This window comes from Microbacterium sp. CIAB417 (assembly GCF_022788845.1).
Genome location: NZ_JAHZUT010000003.1, coordinates 813,086 through 828,821 on the forward strand (window position 1 = coordinate 813,086; position 15,736 = coordinate 828,821).

General features: G+C 68.8%; 14 protein-coding genes and 2 tRNA genes. 6 read left to right on the top strand and 10 right to left on the bottom strand.

All coding sequences use genetic code 11. From position 1 onward, the window contains the following. Positions 1-37: 37 nt before the first annotated feature. The 4 genes from KYX17_RS16270 to KYX17_RS16285 all read left to right on the top strand — a co-directional run bounded on the left by KYX17_RS16270 (position 38) and on the right by KYX17_RS16285 (position 3,569). Entirely contained in the window at positions 38-958 is a 921-nt protein-coding gene (locus tag KYX17_RS16270; RefSeq protein WP_243227974.1) for an ACP S-malonyltransferase, read from the top strand. Beyond that, on the top strand, positions 955-1,959 hold the full coding sequence (locus KYX17_RS16275; RefSeq protein WP_243227975.1) for a beta-ketoacyl-ACP synthase III: 1,005 nt from the start codon (positions 955-957) through the stop codon (positions 1,957-1,959). Before KYX17_RS16270 ends, KYX17_RS16275 begins: the two co-directional genes overlap by 4 nt. A 67-nt stretch (positions 1,960-2,026) precedes the next feature. Beyond that, positions 2,027-2,275, top strand: coding sequence for an acyl carrier protein (locus tag KYX17_RS16280; protein WP_019182110.1), 249 nt, complete (start codon positions 2,027-2,029; stop codon positions 2,273-2,275). A 55-nt stretch (positions 2,276-2,330) separates the two neighbouring features. Beyond that, the gene (locus tag KYX17_RS16285; protein WP_243227976.1) at positions 2,331-3,569 is read left to right on the top strand and encodes a beta-ketoacyl synthase; all 1,239 of its coding nucleotides are present in this window, start codon (positions 2,331-2,333) and stop codon (positions 3,567-3,569) included. 133 nt (positions 3,570-3,702) lie between these two features. Here KYX17_RS16285 and KYX17_RS16290 read toward each other — a convergent pair whose 3' ends face one another. Then, entirely contained in the window at positions 3,703-4,206 is a 504-nt protein-coding gene (locus tag KYX17_RS16290) for a DUF3145 domain-containing protein (protein ID WP_243227977.1), read from the bottom strand. 240 nt (positions 4,207-4,446) lie between these two features. Between KYX17_RS16290 and KYX17_RS16295 the strand changes: the two genes are divergently transcribed. Then, positions 4,447-6,075, top strand: coding sequence for an MFS transporter (locus KYX17_RS16295; protein WP_243227978.1), 1,629 nt, complete (start codon positions 4,447-4,449; stop codon positions 6,073-6,075). 39 nt (positions 6,076-6,114) lie between these two features. Here KYX17_RS16295 and KYX17_RS16300 read toward each other — a convergent pair whose 3' ends face one another. The 3 genes from KYX17_RS16300 to KYX17_RS16310 form a co-directional block, all read right to left on the bottom strand. Further along, positions 6,115-6,984 carry an alanine racemase gene (locus tag KYX17_RS16300; protein ID WP_243227979.1) on the bottom strand — a complete coding sequence of 290 codons (870 nt, stop codon included), beginning with the start codon at positions 6,982-6,984 and terminating at the stop codon, positions 6,115-6,117. 80 nt (positions 6,985-7,064) lie between these two features. Then, a tRNA-Ile gene (locus tag KYX17_RS16305) sits at positions 7,065-7,138 on the bottom strand. Between the two features lie 14 nt (positions 7,139-7,152). Then, positions 7,153-8,148 (bottom strand): DMT family transporter, encoded by a 996-nt coding sequence (locus KYX17_RS16310; protein WP_243227980.1) that lies wholly within the window; start codon positions 8,146-8,148, stop codon positions 7,153-7,155. Positions 8,149-8,192: 44 nt separating this feature from the next. Here KYX17_RS16310 and def point away from each other — a divergent pair, with 44 nt between their 5' ends. After that, positions 8,193-8,759, top strand: a complete 567-nt coding sequence (gene def / locus KYX17_RS16315) for a peptide deformylase (protein ID WP_243227981.1) — start codon at positions 8,193-8,195, stop codon at positions 8,757-8,759. A 3-nt stretch (positions 8,760-8,762) separates the two neighbouring features. On the opposite strand, the gene KYX17_RS16320 is transcribed toward def, so the two are convergent. From KYX17_RS16320 to dusB, 6 genes are all read right to left on the bottom strand, one after another. After that, a complete protein-coding gene (locus tag KYX17_RS16320) occupies positions 8,763-10,181 on the bottom strand; it encodes a flotillin family protein (protein WP_243227982.1) in 1,419 nt (472 codons plus the stop codon). 223 nt (positions 10,182-10,404) lie between these two features. Continuing rightward, positions 10,405-10,477, bottom strand: a tRNA-Asn gene (locus KYX17_RS16325). 52 nt (positions 10,478-10,529) lie between these two features. Continuing rightward, positions 10,530-11,300: an ATP-binding cassette domain-containing protein gene (locus KYX17_RS16330; protein WP_243227983.1), complete on the bottom strand. Its 771-nt coding sequence runs from the start codon at positions 11,298-11,300 to the stop codon at positions 10,530-10,532. A 32-nt stretch (positions 11,301-11,332) separates the two neighbouring features. Beyond that, positions 11,333-13,186, bottom strand: a complete 1,854-nt coding sequence (dnaG, locus tag KYX17_RS16335; protein ID WP_243227984.1) for a DNA primase — start codon at positions 13,184-13,186, stop codon at positions 11,333-11,335. Further along, positions 13,186-14,565 (bottom strand): deoxyguanosinetriphosphate triphosphohydrolase, encoded by a 1,380-nt coding sequence (locus KYX17_RS16340; protein WP_243227985.1) that lies wholly within the window; start codon positions 14,563-14,565, stop codon positions 13,186-13,188. The genes dnaG and KYX17_RS16340 overlap by 1 nt, the downstream gene beginning before the upstream one ends. Beyond that, the gene (dusB, locus tag KYX17_RS16345; RefSeq protein ID WP_243227986.1) at positions 14,537-15,697 is read right to left on the bottom strand and encodes a tRNA dihydrouridine synthase DusB; all 1,161 of its coding nucleotides are present in this window, start codon (positions 15,695-15,697) and stop codon (positions 14,537-14,539) included. Before dusB ends, KYX17_RS16340 begins: the two co-directional genes overlap by 29 nt. Positions 15,698-15,736 lie beyond the last annotated feature (39 nt).

The window sequence follows — 15,736 nt, forward strand, 5'->3', positions numbered from 1 at the left end:
TCCATACCCCGGTCGGGGAGATTGGCAGGATAGAACGGTGATCATCGGTCTCTTCCCCGGGCAGGGCTCTCAGACGCCCGGGTTCCTCTCACCCTGGCTTGAGCTGGACGGCGTCGCCGCTCGGCTCGACGAGCTCTCGGAGGCGGCGCAGGTCGACCTCGCCGCGGCGGGAACCGAGTGGGATGCCGATGCCATCCGCGACACCAAGGTGGCTCAGCCGCTCATCGTCGCCGCGAGCCTGATCTCGTGGCACGCGCTCGTCGCGCGCGCAGCCGGCCTTCCCGCCGGTGTCGCCGGACACTCGGTCGGCGAAGTCGCTGCCCTTGCGGCATCCGGTGTGATCGACGACGTGTCCGCCCTGCGCCTGGTCGGCGTGCGCGGGCGCGCGATGGCGGATGCGGCCGCGCAGGTCGAGACCGGCATGAGCGCCGTCCTCGGCGGCGACGAAGAAGCCGTCCTCGCCCGCCTTGCCGAGCTCGACCTCACCCCGGCCAACTACAACGGCGGCGGTCAGATCGTGGCCGCCGGCGCACTCGGTGCACTCAGCGAGCTCGCGGCGGAGGCGCCTCGCGGCACCCGCGTCATTCCCCTACAGGTCGCCGGCGCGTTCCACACGCGCTACATGGAGCCGGCCGTCGAGGCGCTTGCGGCCGCGGCGGCGGAGCTCACCGCATCCGATCCGACGCTGACCCTCTGGACGAACAGGGACGGCGCCGAGGTCACCGACGGGGCCCGTGCGCTCGACCTGCTGGTCGGCCAGGTCGCGTCGCCCGTGCGCTGGGACCTCGACATGGCGGCCTTCGCGGCGGCGGGCGTCACCGGCCTCATCGAATTCGCTCCCGCGGGCACCCTCACCGGGCTCGCCAAGCGCGGGCTGCGCGGTGTTCCCGCCGTCGCCGTCAAGACCCCGGACGACCTGGACGCGGCCGTCGCACTGCTCTCGGAGGAGAACGCATGACCGCCCCCACCCTGCGCCAGACCACCGGTCCTCAGTACACGCGCATCCTCTCCTACGGCGCGGCCCGCGGCGAGAACGCCGTTCCCAACGACGACCTCATCGAGCCGATCAACTCGAGCGACGAGTGGATCCGCCAGCGCACCGGCATCGTCACGCGCGTGCGAGCCAACGCGACCACGAGCGCCACGGACCTCGCCACGATCGCCGCGAAGGAGGCCGTCGAGCGGTCCGGCGTCTCTCCCGAGCTGATCGACCTCGTCATCGTCGCGACGATCAGCAACGTCCGCCAGACTCCCTCGATGTCGGCCGTCGTCGCCGACCGGATCGGCGCGAACCCTGCGGCGGCGTACGACTCGAACGCCGCGTGCGCGGGCTTCACCTACGGCGTCGCCCAGGCCGATGCGCTCATCCGCGCGGGCGTCGCGCACTACGCCGTCGTGATCGGCGCGGAGAAGCTTTCGGACGTCGTCGACCCCACCGACCGAACGATCTCGTTCCTGCTCGGTGACGGCGCCGGCGCGGTCGTCATCGGCCCGAGCGACACCCCCGCGATCGGCCCCACCATCTGGGGATCCGACGGCTCGAAGGCGGATGCGGTGGGCATGGACGCCACTCTCGTCGAGTTCCGCGACGGCACCTCCCCCTGGCCGACGCTCCGGCAGGAGGGCCCCACCGTGTTCCGGTGGGCCGTCTGGGAGATGGTGAAGGTCGCGCGCCAGGCCCTCGAAGAGGCCGGCGTCACCGCATCCGATCTCGCCGCCTTCGTGCCGCACCAGGCGAACATGCGCATCATCGACGAGTTCGCCAAGCAGCTGGGTCTACCGGACACCGTCCTCATCGGCCGCGACATCGAGACGACGGGCAACACGTCGGCTGCCTCGGTGCCGCTGGCCACCCACCGTCTGCTCGAAGAGCACCCCGAACTCAGCGGCGGCCTCGCGCTCCAGATCGGCTTCGGCGCCGGTCTCGTGTTCGGCGCACAGGTCGTCGTGCTCCCGTGAGCCGAGACGCCGCGCCTCTAGACTGATTCGCGGTCAACGCCCCAGCCATATCGAACAAGGAGACATCATGGCTTTCACCACTGACGAGGTCCTCGCCGGACTCGCCGAGCTCATCACCGACGAGACCGGCATCTCGGCCGACGAGGTCGCGCTCGAGAAGTCCTTCACCGATGACCTCGACATCGACTCGATCTCGATGATGACCATCGTCGTCAACGCCGAGGAGAAGTTCGGCGTCACCATCCCCGACGACGAGGTCAAGAACCTGAAGACCGTCGGCGACGCCGTCACCTACATCACCTCGAACCAGGCGTGACCCCCTGCGGTGGGGGCGGATAGCCCCCACCGCCACCCCGACTCGGAGACCGAACATGAGCACCGCCCGCATCGTCGTCACCGGCATCGGAGCCTCCTCCCCCCTCGGAGGAACGGCACCCGAGAGCTGGTCCGCCCTGCTGAACGGAGAGTCCGGCACCCGCACTCTCGAGCACGACTGGGTGGAGCAGTACTCCCTCCCGGTGACCTTCGCCGCCGAGGCGAAGGTTCGCCCCGAGGAGGTGCTGGAGCGGCCGATCGCCAAGCGCCTCGACCCCTCTTCTCAGTTCGCTCTCATCGCAGCCAAGGAGGCCTGGGCCGACGCCGGCGCGCCGGATGTCGCCCCGGAGCGTCTGGGCGTCGACTTCGCCACCGGCATCGGCGGCGTCTGGACTCTTCTCGATGCGTGGGACACTCTGCGGGAGAAGGGCCCTCGTCGCGTCATGCCGATGACGGTCCCGATGCTCATGCCCAACGCTGCGGCCGGCAACCTGTCGCTGCACTTCGGCGCCCGCGCATTCGCCCGCACCGTGGCCAGCGCGTGCGCCTCCAGCACCGAGTCCATCGTCAACGCGATCGAGCACCTCCGCGACGGGCTCGCCGACGTCATCATCGCCGGCGGAACCGAATCGGCCATCCACCCCATCACGATCGCATCGTTCGCCTCCATGCAGGCGCTCTCCAAGCGCAACGACGAGCCCGCCACGGCATCGCGGCCGACCAGCATCGACCGCGACGGCTTCGTCATGGGCGAGGGCGCCGCGGCGCTGATCCTCGAAACCGAGGAACACGCTCGCGCGCGCGGTGCGAAGATCTACGCGTACGTCGCCGGCGGCGGCGTCACGGCCGACTCGTACCACATCACCGCCAACGATCCTGAGGGCGCCGGCGCTGCGCGGGCGGTGGAGCTCGCGCTCGCGATGGCCGACGCATCCGTCGACGACGTGACCCACATCAACGCGCACGCCACGTCGACGCCCGTGGGCGACCCCAACGAGTACACCGCCCTCAAGGCGGTCTTCGGTGACCGCATCGATGACATCCCCGTGTCGGCGACCAAGGCGTCCACGGGTCACCTTCTCGGCGGCACCGGTGCGCTCGAAGCGATCTTCACGATCCTCGCGATCAGCGAGCGGCAGGCACCGCCCACGATCAACATCACCGAGCAGGACCCGGCCGTGCCCTTCCGCGTGTCGGGTTCGGCTCAGCCGCTGGGCTCCGGCGACCAGCTCGCGATCAGCAACTCGTTCGGCTTCGGCGGTCACAACGCCGTCATCGCGTTCTCGAACGTCTGACCCTCGCGCCGAAAGGCCCGGAGAGCAGACGCTCTCCGCGCCTTCGTCGTATCGGGCGGCGGTGCGCCTTCCCAGCGCCGGGACGAGGTCGACCGGCATCCGGTAGCAGCGCTCCCGCCGCCCGAGGTCTTGGTCAGCCGACCTTGTGCAGCCACACCACCGGGGCCTCGTCGCCTGCCTGACGGAACGGCTCCAGCTCTTCGTCCCATGCTCCACCGAGGGCGACGCTGAGCTCACGCTGCAGTTCCACCACGTCGCCCGCGGCGATCTCCATCGCGTAACGGATGCGGTCTTCGCCGATCACCACGTTGCCCGCGGTGTCAGTCTGCGCGAAGTGCACTCCGAGGTCCGGCGTATGCATCCAGCGACCGCCGTCGCTGCGCGCGCTCGGATCTTCGGAGACTTCGAAGCGCAGGTGCTCCCACCCGTGCATCGCGCTCGCGAGCGCCGCACCGGTGCCGTTCGGGGCTTCCCAGTAGAACTCTGCGCGCCGACTGCCCGGCAGCACCGGCTGATCGGACCACTCGAAGTTCACGGCACGCCCGAGGACGCGCCCGACGGCCCACTCGAGGTGGGGACACAACGCCCGTGGCGCCGAGTGGATGAAGACCACTCCGCGCGCCATGTGTGCAGCCATTCTCTCTCCGATCATCAGGTGCGTCTTCCCCTACGACCTGACTCGGCGAACGAGCTGTGGATATGCGGTTGTCCCGGCCATTATCTCCGGCGCACCCGAGAATCACAAGTCTGTAACTCTCTGGATGTCGGCATCCCTTCGAGCGTGTCGAGCGTTCTTTCGTCAGCTGTCCTGCGGGTCGGACCGGATGACGCGCTTTGCTGGGTGCGTGTCCGGCATCGGACGCAGGAAGGGCAATGCATGATCGAGGCATCCGACCCCGCGGCCGTTCCCGCGCCGCCGACGCGAGTGGGAGCACTGGCGCCTCTCACCGTGCCGGCGTTCCGCGCGTTGTGGATCGCCGCCCTGATCAGCAACATCGGCAGCTGGATGCAGACGGTCGGGGCGCAGTGGTTCCTCGTCGAGCAACACAGTTCGCCGTTGCTCATCGCCCTCGTCCAAACAGCGAGTGCCGCGCCCGTGCTTCTCCTCGGTATCCCCGCGGGCGTGATCGGCGAACTCCTGAATCGACGGACCCTGTTGATCTGGGTTCAGGCCACACAGGTGGTCATCGGGGGCGCGCTGGTCGTTCTCACGATGAGCGGTGAGATGTCGCCCTATCTGCTGCTCGCGTTGACCCTCGTGCTCGGAGCGGCGTCCGCTGTGGAGCTGCCCGCGTACGGCGCGATCTCCGCTGAGATCGTCCCGACGCCCTTCATCCCGAACGCGGCTTCGTTGAGCTCGATTTCGGTGAACGTCGCCCGGGCGATCGGTCCCGCCATCGCGGGCGCCCTGGTCTCGCTCCTGGGTGTGGCGTTCGTCTTCGCACTGAACGCCGCGTCCTTCGCTGTCTTCCTCGTGGTCCTGTTGGCGTGGCGAGGCTATCGCCCGTCACCGCACGGTTTTGAACCCTTCCTGGATGCGACACGAGCGGGTGTGCGCTATGTCCGCAACGCGGGGATCATCCGCGCGCTCTACCTGCGCCTCGGGCTCTTCATCGTTCCCGCCTCGGCGCTGTACGCGCTTCTCCCGCTCCTCGCGACGCAACGACTGGGATTGGATGCGACGGGCTACGGCGTGCTGCTGGCCGGCATCGGTGCGGGTTCGATCGTGGGCGCTTTCACGATGCCCCGACTACGCGACGCGATCGGCGTGAACCGCACCGTTCTGCTGTGCGCCCTCGTGTTCGGGGTCAGCATGGTCGGGACCGCCCTGTCACCGTGGCCCGTCCTGAGCGTCGTCGTCCTCGCCATCGGCGGTGCCGGCTGGATCGGGGTGATCGCAACGCTCAACGGAGCCGTGCAGTCCTTCCTGCCCACGTGGGTGCGCACGCGCGGGCTCGCGATCTATCAGATGGTGCTGTTCGGCTCGACAGCGGCGGGGTCCGCACTCGCCGGCGCCGTGGCCGGCTGGACCGGTTCGGTCACGGCCTGCCTCGGGGCGGGTGTCGTCGTCGTGCTGGTCGGGCTGAGTCAGTTGGCCCTCCCTCTGGCCGCGACGGCACACATCCCCCGCGGTCGCGGGGAGCTTCCCCTCCCGCCCCTCGAGATGGATGGCGACATCGATGAGGATGCGCAGACGCTGGTGCTCGTGCGCTACCGGGTCGACGACGAGCACCGGGCGGAGTTCCTCACTCGGATGGCGCTCGTCGAGCACAGCCGGCGGCGCACCGGGGCACGCAGCTGGACCCTCTACGCCGACAGGGAGCAGCCCGGCGTGCTTGTGGAGGCCTTCGACGTCGGAAGCTGGCGAGAGCATCTGAGCCAGCATGCCGAGAGACTGACGCGCTACGACGAGCAGGTCATCCACGATGCCCAGATTCTCGCGGTGTCCGTCGACACCGAACATCTCATCGCGACGGGCGCGGCGCCGCTCGCCCCGCGGGCGTAGGTCATGGCGCCGACAGCACTCCGTCGGCGTTCACGTCGTTCACCGCGCCACGGCTGCATCCAGCAGCTGATCGATCAGGGCGGTGTAGCCGAGCCCGACGGCGGCGAACATGCGCGGCACCTGCGAGTGCTCGGTCAGCCCTGGAGTGGTGTTCACCTCGTTCAGCACGACACCACGCCCGGTCTGCGAAGGGTCGATCCCGTACAGGCCCGCGCCGATGCGATGCAGATCGTGGTCGCCGCCGGCACCGGTGATGGTCGCGGCGGTAGCCGCGAGATGCGTGACAGCGGGCGCGAGGCCTCTGTGCCGGGCGCTGCGGACCGCGGCCATGAAGAGCAGCCGCTCGCGCGTGTTCTGCGGATCCTCCGAACGGTCCGCGCACGACATGTGGCCCATGACGCCGATCACCTGCACATGCCCGTCGTGCTCGGCCACCCGGGCGGGTTCGCAGAGGCTCCACCACTCGGATGCGGGTGCGCCGTCGCGGCTCATACCGAGATCGACGTGCAGGTGCACACGGGCGCGGCCGCCGAGGCGATGCGCAGCGCGTGTGATGGCATGCAACGCCTCGACGCTGGCCACGCCGAGGTCGATGAGCTCCGACACAGCCGATGCGAAGTCGGCATCGATCGCATTCAGCCAGCTCAGGATGGGGACGGCCGCACCGCCTCGGCGAAGGGCGAGTGCCTCGTCGATCGACGCGACCCCGAGCGAGGTCGCACCCTCCTCGACCACCGTAGACGCGACGGGACCGTGCCCGAACGCGTCTGCCTTCAACACGGCCATCAGCCGGCCGCGCGTCAGACGGGCGAAGTACCGCGCGTTGGCTCGGATCGCATCCTCGTGCACCCGCAACTCGGCTCCGGGCAGGCCAGCCGTGCCATCGGAGGGTTGCGGGGCGTGCGGCACCGTCAGAGTCAATCCATACGCCCGTCACAGCGCCGTATGGAGTTTCGGATACGTCCGCGATAAGCGTGATCCGTCATGTGTAGGGCGGGTGGGACTTGAACCCACGATCGTCGGGTTATGAGCCCGCTGCCTTGACCAGCTTGGCCACCGCCCCCTGTGACGAGAAGTTTATCGCGGCGGCGCGGTGTCTCCGCGGCTGCCTCGCTGCAGGGGCAGTTCCTGACTGTCGCTGATGACCTGCGGGTGGTTGCGAGTCAAAGAGAACACGCCGTAGACCGCGATGAGACCGGCGACCACGAAGCCCGCGATCGCCCAGACACCCGCGGTGGCCGCCTCCTGGAGGATGACGAGGCCGATGACGACCGCCACGATCGGATCGATGACGGTGAGTCCCGCGATGACCAGGTCAGGCGGGCCCACCGAGTACGCGGTCTGCACGAAATAGGCGCCGAGCGTCACGGCGACCAGCAGCCCCACGATGCACAGGATCGAAAGCCAACCGAAGTCGCCTTCCTGGATGTTCTTGATCACGACTTTCGCGAGGGTGGCGACGAACGCGTAGAGGACCCCTGCGGCGACGATGTAGAAGAGCGGGCGCGCGTGCTTGCGCATCCACAGCCACCATGAAAGAGCGGTCAGGACGACGACGACCGCGAGCAGCCCGAGAATCGTCAGGAGCTCCGACTGCGAGATGGGCTGCTCCGTCGCGACGAAGGCCGCGATCGTGACGAAGATGAGGATGCCGCCCACGCACGCGATGATCGAACGCACCGACGCCTTGGTCGGCTTATGTCCCGAGATCCTCGCATTGAGCAGCGTCGTGATCACGAGCGACACCGCGCCCAGAGGCTGCACCAGGATCAACGGCGCGAAGGCGAGCGCGGTCAACTGACAGGTGATGCCCAAGCCGAGCATGACCGTGCCTGCCACCCACGACGGCCGCCGCAGCAGCTGCAGGAGCTGCCCGCCGCTGAGCCCGCTCGCGCCCGAGGCGTTCGCGAGGCGTTCGACCTTGACCACGCCGCGGTGCTGGTACTGCGCACCGAGCGACATGAACACCGCGCCGAGCAAGGCGATCGGGATTCCAATCAGGATGCCCGGGTCACGGAAGACGCCGACGAGGTCGTTGGCGACATCGTTCAGGATCACTTCCGCTGGGAGCACCCTATGACCCTAACCTCCGGCGTGCGCTGGGTAGGCTCAGACACGTGGCTGTCCTTCCGATTCGCATCATGGGCGATCCCGTCCTCCACTCCCCCGCCGCCCCCGTCGAGGAGGTGACCGACGAGATCCGCACGCTGGTCGCCGACATGTACGAGACGATGGACGCGGCACCCGGCGTCGGTCTCGCCGCACCCCAGGTCGGTGTGGGTCTGCGCATCTTCACCTACACGTATCAGGACGACGAGGGCGCCGGGTGGCGCGGCGAGATCATCAACCCCGAGTTGTGGATGACCCCTCTCATCCCCGGGGATCCGGACGAGGACGAAGAGTCCGAGGGGTGCCTCTCCTTTCCCGGCGAACGCTTTCCGCTGCGCCGCTCGGAACGGGTCCGCGTGACGGGGACCGACCTCGAAGGTCGCCCGGTGTCCATCGAGGTCGACGGCTGGCGCGCTCGCATCCTGCAGCACGAGTTCGATCACCTCGACGGCGTCCTCTACGTCGATCGCCTCAGCGACTCCGACTGGAAGACGACGCAGAAGATCGCCCGCAAGCGCGGATGGGGACGCCCGGGAGCGTCCTGGCTCCCGGGCGTCGACGACCTCGAGGGGTGAGGCTCACGCCCCTTCGGGCGACGTGTCGGCGGCCGGAGCCGCTGCCGGCGTGGCGGACTGGGTGTTCCGAGCCTGCGGCGCCGCGGCCTGGAACTGCTCTCCCATCGCCTGACCGACGACACGGCCCTGGATGATCTCGGCGAGGTCGAGGCCGGTCGCGACCTTGACCGCGTCGAAGGTGGCGCGCAGACCCTGCGCCGACTCGGCCGCGAGGTGGCTGCTGGCGCCTTCTCCGCCGAGGACGGTGACGGAACCGACCTTGTCGTACCCCTTCGCGAACTCGGCCATCATCGGGACGAGGGCCTCGAGAGCGCGCTGCGCGAGCAGCGCCTGCTGGTTGCGGCTGAGCGCCTCAGCCTCGGCCTGGATCGCCGCAGCACGCGCCTCACCCTCGGCGCGGACGGCGTCGGCCTCCGCGTTGGCGCGCAGTCGCGTGGCGGCCGCATCCTGCTCGGCGATCTGCGCCTGAGCCTGCGCCGCCTTGACCTTGGCGTATGCGTCGGCATCGGCCGCGCGCTCGCGCTCGTAGAGGTTGGCGTCAGCGACCTTCTTGATGTCCGCATCCAGTCGCGCCTGCGTGTTCTCGGCCTCCTGGAGCAGAACCGCCTGCTGCCGCTCCGCACGGGCGAGAGCCTCTGCCTGCTCCGCCTCGGCATTTGCCCGGCCGACCTCGGCCTGCGCGGCTGCCGTGTTCTTGTCGAGCGCGGTCTGCTCGATCAGGTTGGCCTCCTGCGTGGCGATCTGACGGGCCCGGATCTCGCGCTCGGCGTTGATCTTGGCGACCTCCGCCTCGCGCTTCACGCGCTCGACCTCGGTCGCACCGAGAGCCGAGATGTAGCCGTTCTGGTCGGTGATGCCCTGGATCTGGAACGAGTCGAGGATGAGGCCCTGAGACGACAGATCGCTCTTGATGCCTTCGGCGATCTGGTCGGACAGCCGCTGACGATCACGCATCAGCTCTTCGACCGTGAGGGTCGCGACGACGCCGCGAAGTGCACCTTCGAGCTGTTCGGTCGTGAACTGCTCGATGGCCTTGTCCTGCGAGGCGAAGCGCTCGGCCGCACGGCGGACGGATTCGGGGTCGGAGCCGATCTTCACGAGAGCGACGCCGCTGACGTTGACGGTCACGCCGTTGGAGGACTGCGCCGTCGGCTCCATCTTGATCTGACGCGCACGCAGGGAGATCATCTCACCGCGCTGCGTGAGCGGGTTCACGATCGCGCCGCCCCCGGTGATCACCGTGATGCGGGAGTCGCCGCTCGTGCTGCGCTGCTTCTTACCGACGATCACGAGAGCCTCGTCGGCCTTTGCCACCCGGTACCAGGCGCGAATCAGGATCAGCACGATGACCAGAACGACGATGAGCACGATTCCGCCGACGATGGCCAGCAGCCCCATTGCTCCGAGTGCGGCGATATCCATGTGCATCCTTCCGGTCGCGGCGACGGACGCCTCACCCCGAAGCGTCTCCCCCTCACCCTATCCAGCGGCTATGTCCGCGCTGAGCCGGTTGTGGACGAGCACAGCGACCCGGTACGCACGAGCGCACGATGCTGTCGCGACCGGTGAAAGGCGCATGAAAAAAGACCCGGGGTGGAAGCCCGGGTCTCAGGTGAGAGCTGCGGTAGATAACGCAGTACTCTCGCTCCCCGGCTTGGACTCGAACCAAGAACCTATCGGTTAACAGCCGATTGCTCTGCCAATTGAGCTACCGAGGAATGCTGTCCTTCTTGCGAAGGCAACCCCCCTATCGTAGCAAACTCCGAGGGCTCACGACGACACGAGACGACGATCGGCCGACGAGGAGGGCGTCCACTGCATCTTCTTCACGCCGTGCCCGAACCCCACCGCATGCCCGGCCTGCATCACGAGCACGTCGGCATCGAAACTCGCGAGCGTCTCCGCCTCGTTCGCCACGAGCAGCAGAGACGTACCGCGTTCCCGGCGCCGCGCCTCGAAGGCGGTACGCACCAGTTCCCGCCCTTCGACGTCGAGGTTCGCCATGGGCTCGTCGGCCACCACCAGACGCGGATCGAGCACAAGTGCTCGGGCGATCGCGACACGCTGCCGCATCCCCGAGCTCAGCTCGTATGGGAACTTGGACGCCGCCCCGATGCTCAGACCGAGCTCGTCGAGCAACGTCACCACCCGCAACTCCAGTGCACGAGCATTCACCCGCCGCGCACGGCTGGTGACCGGTTCAGCGACGATCTCTGCAACCGTCAATCGAGGCGGCAGCTGAGCACCGTCCTGCTGCCCGAGGTAGCCCGCGAAGACCGGGAGAGCGCGACGGCGGCGGCCGCCATGCCGCACCGACACCCCCTCGACCACAGCGTCGCCGCCGACGACGTGCACGCCCTCGTCGGCGTGCCCGGCCAGCACGGCCGCAAGCGTCGACTTTCCCGACCCCGTCGAACCGACGAGGATGAGGGCGGCTCCGCGCTCGAGGCGGAAGGAGATCCCGTCGATCACACGCTCTTCGCTGCCGGCGTGAGCGAGCGAGATGTCGCTGCAATCGATGCTGAGCGCGGGCTGATCCATGGAGTCATCCTGCACGCTGAGCGTCCGAATCGCTACTGATCGAGGGTCAGCCGCAGTCGCGCCGCATCCAACTCGCGCAGCCGCAACCGTACCTCTCGCCCTTCCGGTGAATCGGGTGCGAGACGCTGGATGTCTCCCACCAGCTGATGCTTCTGCCGGTCGATGGCACGCAACCTGATGCGCAGAGCCAGGTCCCGGGCCGAGATCACCGCGTGCTCCTCGTCGCGCGCCGGAAACTCGCCCGTCAGCAGCTCGGCGGCAAGCGACCGGTACGGCTCCCTCACGGCGTCGACGGCCGCCGCCGCCCATCCCGGACGAGAGTGGTCGGGAACCGCGGCGATGCTCGAGCGCACCGCCTCCAGCGCCGGATGCTGGAACGTCTCGTCGAGCGCCGCCCGCAACTCCGCGGGATCGAGACGGTGGCCGTACTGCAGGAATCCCATCACCGCGTCGCGCTCCAGATCGGCGGAGCGCGGCAGCGAGGCCAGCGTGACACGCACCGTCGGCGGCTGCGGAGCGTCGGGCTGGGCAGCCGGGGCGGGTGCGGGTTCCGGCGCGCCCGCTGCGCGCGCTCGCTGTCGAGCCACCTCACGGTGGACATCTTTCAGATCTTCCCCGAGCCGGCGCGCGAGGACGTGCTCGTAGCGCCGACGAAGCGGCTCGTCACGGATCTCCGCCAGCAGCGGGGCGGCGAGGTTCAGGCCTGCGAGCCGCCCCTCGACCGTACGCAGGTCGAGGCCGGCGAGTCGCTGGTCGATGACGAACTCGAACATCGGAACCTTGGTGTCCATCAGAGCGCGCACCGCGCCGTCACCGCGGGCCAACCGCAGATCGCACGGATCGAGATCCGCCGGGCCCACGGCCACGAAGCTCTGCACGTTGGCCGTGCGCGTCTCGGCGAATGCACGCACCGCCGCCTTCTGGCCCGCCGCATCCGGATCGAAGGTGAAGACGATCTCGGCGGCCGCGTCGTCGCCCATGATGCGGCGCAGCACCTTCATATGGTCGGCGCCGAACGCCGTGCCACAGGTCGCGACCGCCGTGGTGAGCCCGGCCAGGTGGCACGCCATGACGTCTGTGTAGCCCTCGACGACGATGACACGACGCTTTTCGCCGCGGGCCATGTCGCGCTTGGCGAGGTCGATCCCGTAGAGCACCTGCGACTTGCGATAGATGGGTGTCTCGGGCGTGTTGAGATACTTCGGCCCTTTGTCGTCCTCGAGCAGGCGCCGCGCGCCGAAGCCGAGCACCTGACCGGTGACATCGCGGATGGGCCAGACGACCCGACCACGGAATCGGTCGTAGACGCCCCGCTGTCCCTGGGAGACGAGGCCCGCCATCAGCAACTCCTCTTTGGTGAAGCCCTTCGCCGTCAGCGCGTCGAGCATCCCCGACCATCCCGGCGGCGCGAATCCGACGCCGAAGTGCGCGGCGGCACCGGCATCGAAGCCACGCTCACCGAGGAAGCGGCGTCCGACCTCGGCCTCGGGAGTCAGCAGCTGGGCGCGGAAGAACTCGGCGGCCGCAGCGTTGGCCGCATAGAGACGGGCGCGGCCGGACGTCTCGGGTGCTGCCCCGCCCTCTTCGTAGTGGAGGGTGTATCCGATGCGTCCCGCGAGGCGCTCGACCGCCTCCGTGAACGTCAGGTGGTCCATTCGCCGCAGGAACGAGTAGACGTCGCCGGACTCGCCGCATCCGAAGCAGTGGTAGAAACCCACCTGCGGTCGCACGTGGAAGCTGGGACTCTTCTCGTCGTGAAACGGGCAGAGTCCCTTGAGCGAGCCGACACCGGCGGACTTGAGCGCGACGCGCTCCCCCACGATGTCGGCGATGTTCGTGCGGGCCTTCACCTCTTCGACGTCGGCCTGCGCGATGCGCCCCGGCATCAGAGGCCCTCGAGGGGCTCGGGAAGGGCGTACAGGGAGCGAGCGATCGTTCGCCCTCCCGGCATCCAGACGTCCAGGGTCTCGGTGTCGATCTCGCCCACGAGCCGGTGGTGCCAGCCGAGTGCGAAGCGGTCGGTCAGACTCGCCACCTGATCGACGATCACGCGGCGGCGTGCACTGTCGCTGTCCGCTCGGGCGAAATCCTCCGCGTGCAGTGCGTCAAGATGCTCCGGGGCTTCCCACAGGGCCGTCGCGAGCCTCTTCAGCAGGCGCCGCTGCTCGCGGTAGAGACCCTTTCGCCCCTCGATCGTGACGACGAATGCCCCGATCGTGCCCTTGAGCACGGCCATCTCGGCCTCGACCACGCGCGGGACGACGACGTGGCCGTTGTACCGCGTGAGCGCCGGTGCGTCGTACGCCTCGCGTGTCGCCGCGGTGGCGGCGCGTGCGAAGCGGCCGATCAGGTCAGAGGTGAGGTTCTTCAACCGCGCGTGCGCGGCGCGGGTGCCGTCGAAGGAGGCGATCCACTCCGGCAGGCTGGTCAGGCGGTAGAGCGCGTCCTCGAGCTCGTCGCGTGTGAAGTCGTAGCCGACCCAGGTCTGGATGGCGCTCAGCAATGCCGTGTGCTGGCGCGGGTCAGAGAGGCGTCCGGGGTCGAGGTAGCCGTTGATGACGGCGTCCTCGAAGTCGTGCACCGAGTAGGCGATGTCGTCGGAGAGGTCCATGACCTCGGCCTCGATGCACCGCACCCGCCCGGGCGCACCTTGACGCATCCAGCGGAAGACGGGCTCGTCGTCGGGGTAGACGCCGAACTTCAGTCGACCACCGGGATCGGGAACGGGGCTGTCGATCGTCCACGGATACTTGCAGGTCGCATCGAGGCTGGCGCGCGTCAGGTTCAGACCGTAGCTGTGGCCGTCGTCCGAGATCACCTTCGACTCGAGACGGGTCAGGATGCGGAGAGTCTGGGCGTTGCCCTCGAAACCGCCGATGTCCTCGGCCCAATCGTTGAGCGCACGCTCGCCGTTGTGGCCGAAGGGCGGATGACCGAGGTCGTGGCTCAGGCACGCCGTGTCCACGACGTCCGGCGCGAGCTGCAGGGCGGTCGCCAGCTCGCGCCCCACCTGCGCGACTTCCAGCGAGTGCGTCAAACGGTTGCGCGCGAAATCGGCCGGGCTCGCCGGGGAGAGCACCTGCGTCTTGGCCGCGAGGCGGCGCAGCGAGGCGGAGTGGAGCACGCGGGCGCGGTCACGGGCGAAATCGTCGCGCTGCGAGCGATGCTGCTCCGCGAAGAAGCGTTCGGCGTCACTCGCCTCGTAGCCGTCGGGGCGCGTCCCCGTCACGGATCGTTCAGCCGCCACTGTGGTCGAGCTCCGCATCCGCTAGCGCGCCGGCAGCGTCCGTTGCCAGCTCCCGACTGTCGAGCCATCCGTCGGGAAGCGCCGGGCGCTTTGGGGTTCCCGCGCGGCCGCGCTGGCCCTCCGCCGCTTCACCCGGGTACGGCGCGTCGAGCTCCAGCGTGCCGAGGAGGTCATCGATCTCCTGTAGCGACGACGCCGTTGCCAGCCGCGCGCGAATGTCGCCGCCGACGGGATATCCCTTGAAGTACCAGGCGACGTGCTTGCGGATGTCCCGACATCCACGATCCTCGTCCTCGAAGAACTCGACCAGCAGCTCCGCATGACGCCGGAAGGCGTCTGCGACGAAGCCGAGGGTCGCGTCGACGGGTCGCGTGCCGGCACCGCCGCCGAACGCGCGAGCCAGATCGCCGAAGAGCCACGGACGTCCGAGGCAGCCCCGACCGACCACAACGCCGTCGCAGCCGGTCTGCTCGACCATACGCACCGCGTCCTCGGCCGACCAGATGTCACCGTTGCCCAGCACCGGCACGCTCGTGATGGTCTGCTTCAGCGTCCCGATCGCGTCCCAGTCGGCGTTGCCCGAGTAGAACTGCGACGCGGTGCGCGCGTGCAGCGCGATCGCGGCGACGCCCGCATCCTCCGCGATCCGAGCCGCGTCCAGATAGGTGAGGTGGTCGTCGTCGATGCCCTTGCGCATCTTCACCGTCACGGGGATGTCACCCGCGCCGCGCACGGCCGCGCGAACGATGTCGCCGAACAGCCCGCTCTTCCACGGCAGCGCCGCTCCGCCGCCCTTGCGGGTGACCTTGGGAACGGGGCAGCCGAAGTTCAGATCGATGTGGTCGGCGCGGTCTTCGTCCGCGAGCAGCCGCGCGGCGGCTCCCACGGTCGCGGGGTCGACACCGTAGAGCTGCACCGAGCGAGGCGTCTCGGATTCGTGATGGCGGATGAGTCGCATGGTCGTGTCGTTGCGCTCGACCAGAGCACGCGAGGTGATCATCTCGCTCACGTAGAGTCCCGCGCCGTACTCACGGCACAACCGGCGAAACGCCGTGTTGGTGATGCCCGCCATCGGCGCGAGCACCACTGGCACCTCGACCTCGATGGGGCCGAGCCGCAGGGGGCGCGCGGGGGCGATTGTCGTGGTCACCAAATCATTCTCCCAGACCGACGGGGCGCGCGGCCGCGT

What these genes read in the sequence shown, in the direction of transcription:
- KYX17_RS16275 (WP_243227975.1), top strand. Translation starts at nt 955, where the DNA reads ATGACCGCCCCCACCCTGCGCCAGACCACCGGTCCTCAGTACACGCGC.
- KYX17_RS16330 (WP_243227983.1), bottom strand. Translation starts at nt 11,300, where the DNA reads ATGGATCAGCCCGCGCTCAGCATCGATTGCAGCGACATCTCGCTCGCT.
- KYX17_RS16280 (WP_019182110.1), top strand. Translation starts at nt 2,027, where the DNA reads ATGGCTTTCACCACTGACGAGGTCCTCGCCGGACTCGCCGAGCTCATC.
- KYX17_RS16290 (WP_243227977.1), bottom strand. Translation starts at nt 4,206, where the DNA reads ATGGCTGCACACATGGCGCGCGGAGTGGTCTTCATCCACTCGGCGCCA.
- dnaG (WP_243227984.1), bottom strand. Translation starts at nt 13,186, where the DNA reads ATGCCGGGGCGCATCGCGCAGGCCGACGTCGAAGAGGTGAAGGCCCGC.
- KYX17_RS16340 (WP_243227985.1), bottom strand. Translation starts at nt 14,565, where the DNA reads ATGCGGAGCTCGACCACAGTGGCGGCTGAACGATCCGTGACGGGGACG.
- KYX17_RS16295 (WP_243227978.1), top strand. Translation starts at nt 4,447, where the DNA reads ATGATCGAGGCATCCGACCCCGCGGCCGTTCCCGCGCCGCCGACGCGA.
- KYX17_RS16320 (WP_243227982.1), bottom strand. Translation starts at nt 10,181, where the DNA reads ATGGATATCGCCGCACTCGGAGCAATGGGGCTGCTGGCCATCGTCGGC.
- KYX17_RS16285 (WP_243227976.1), top strand. Translation starts at nt 2,331, where the DNA reads ATGAGCACCGCCCGCATCGTCGTCACCGGCATCGGAGCCTCCTCCCCC.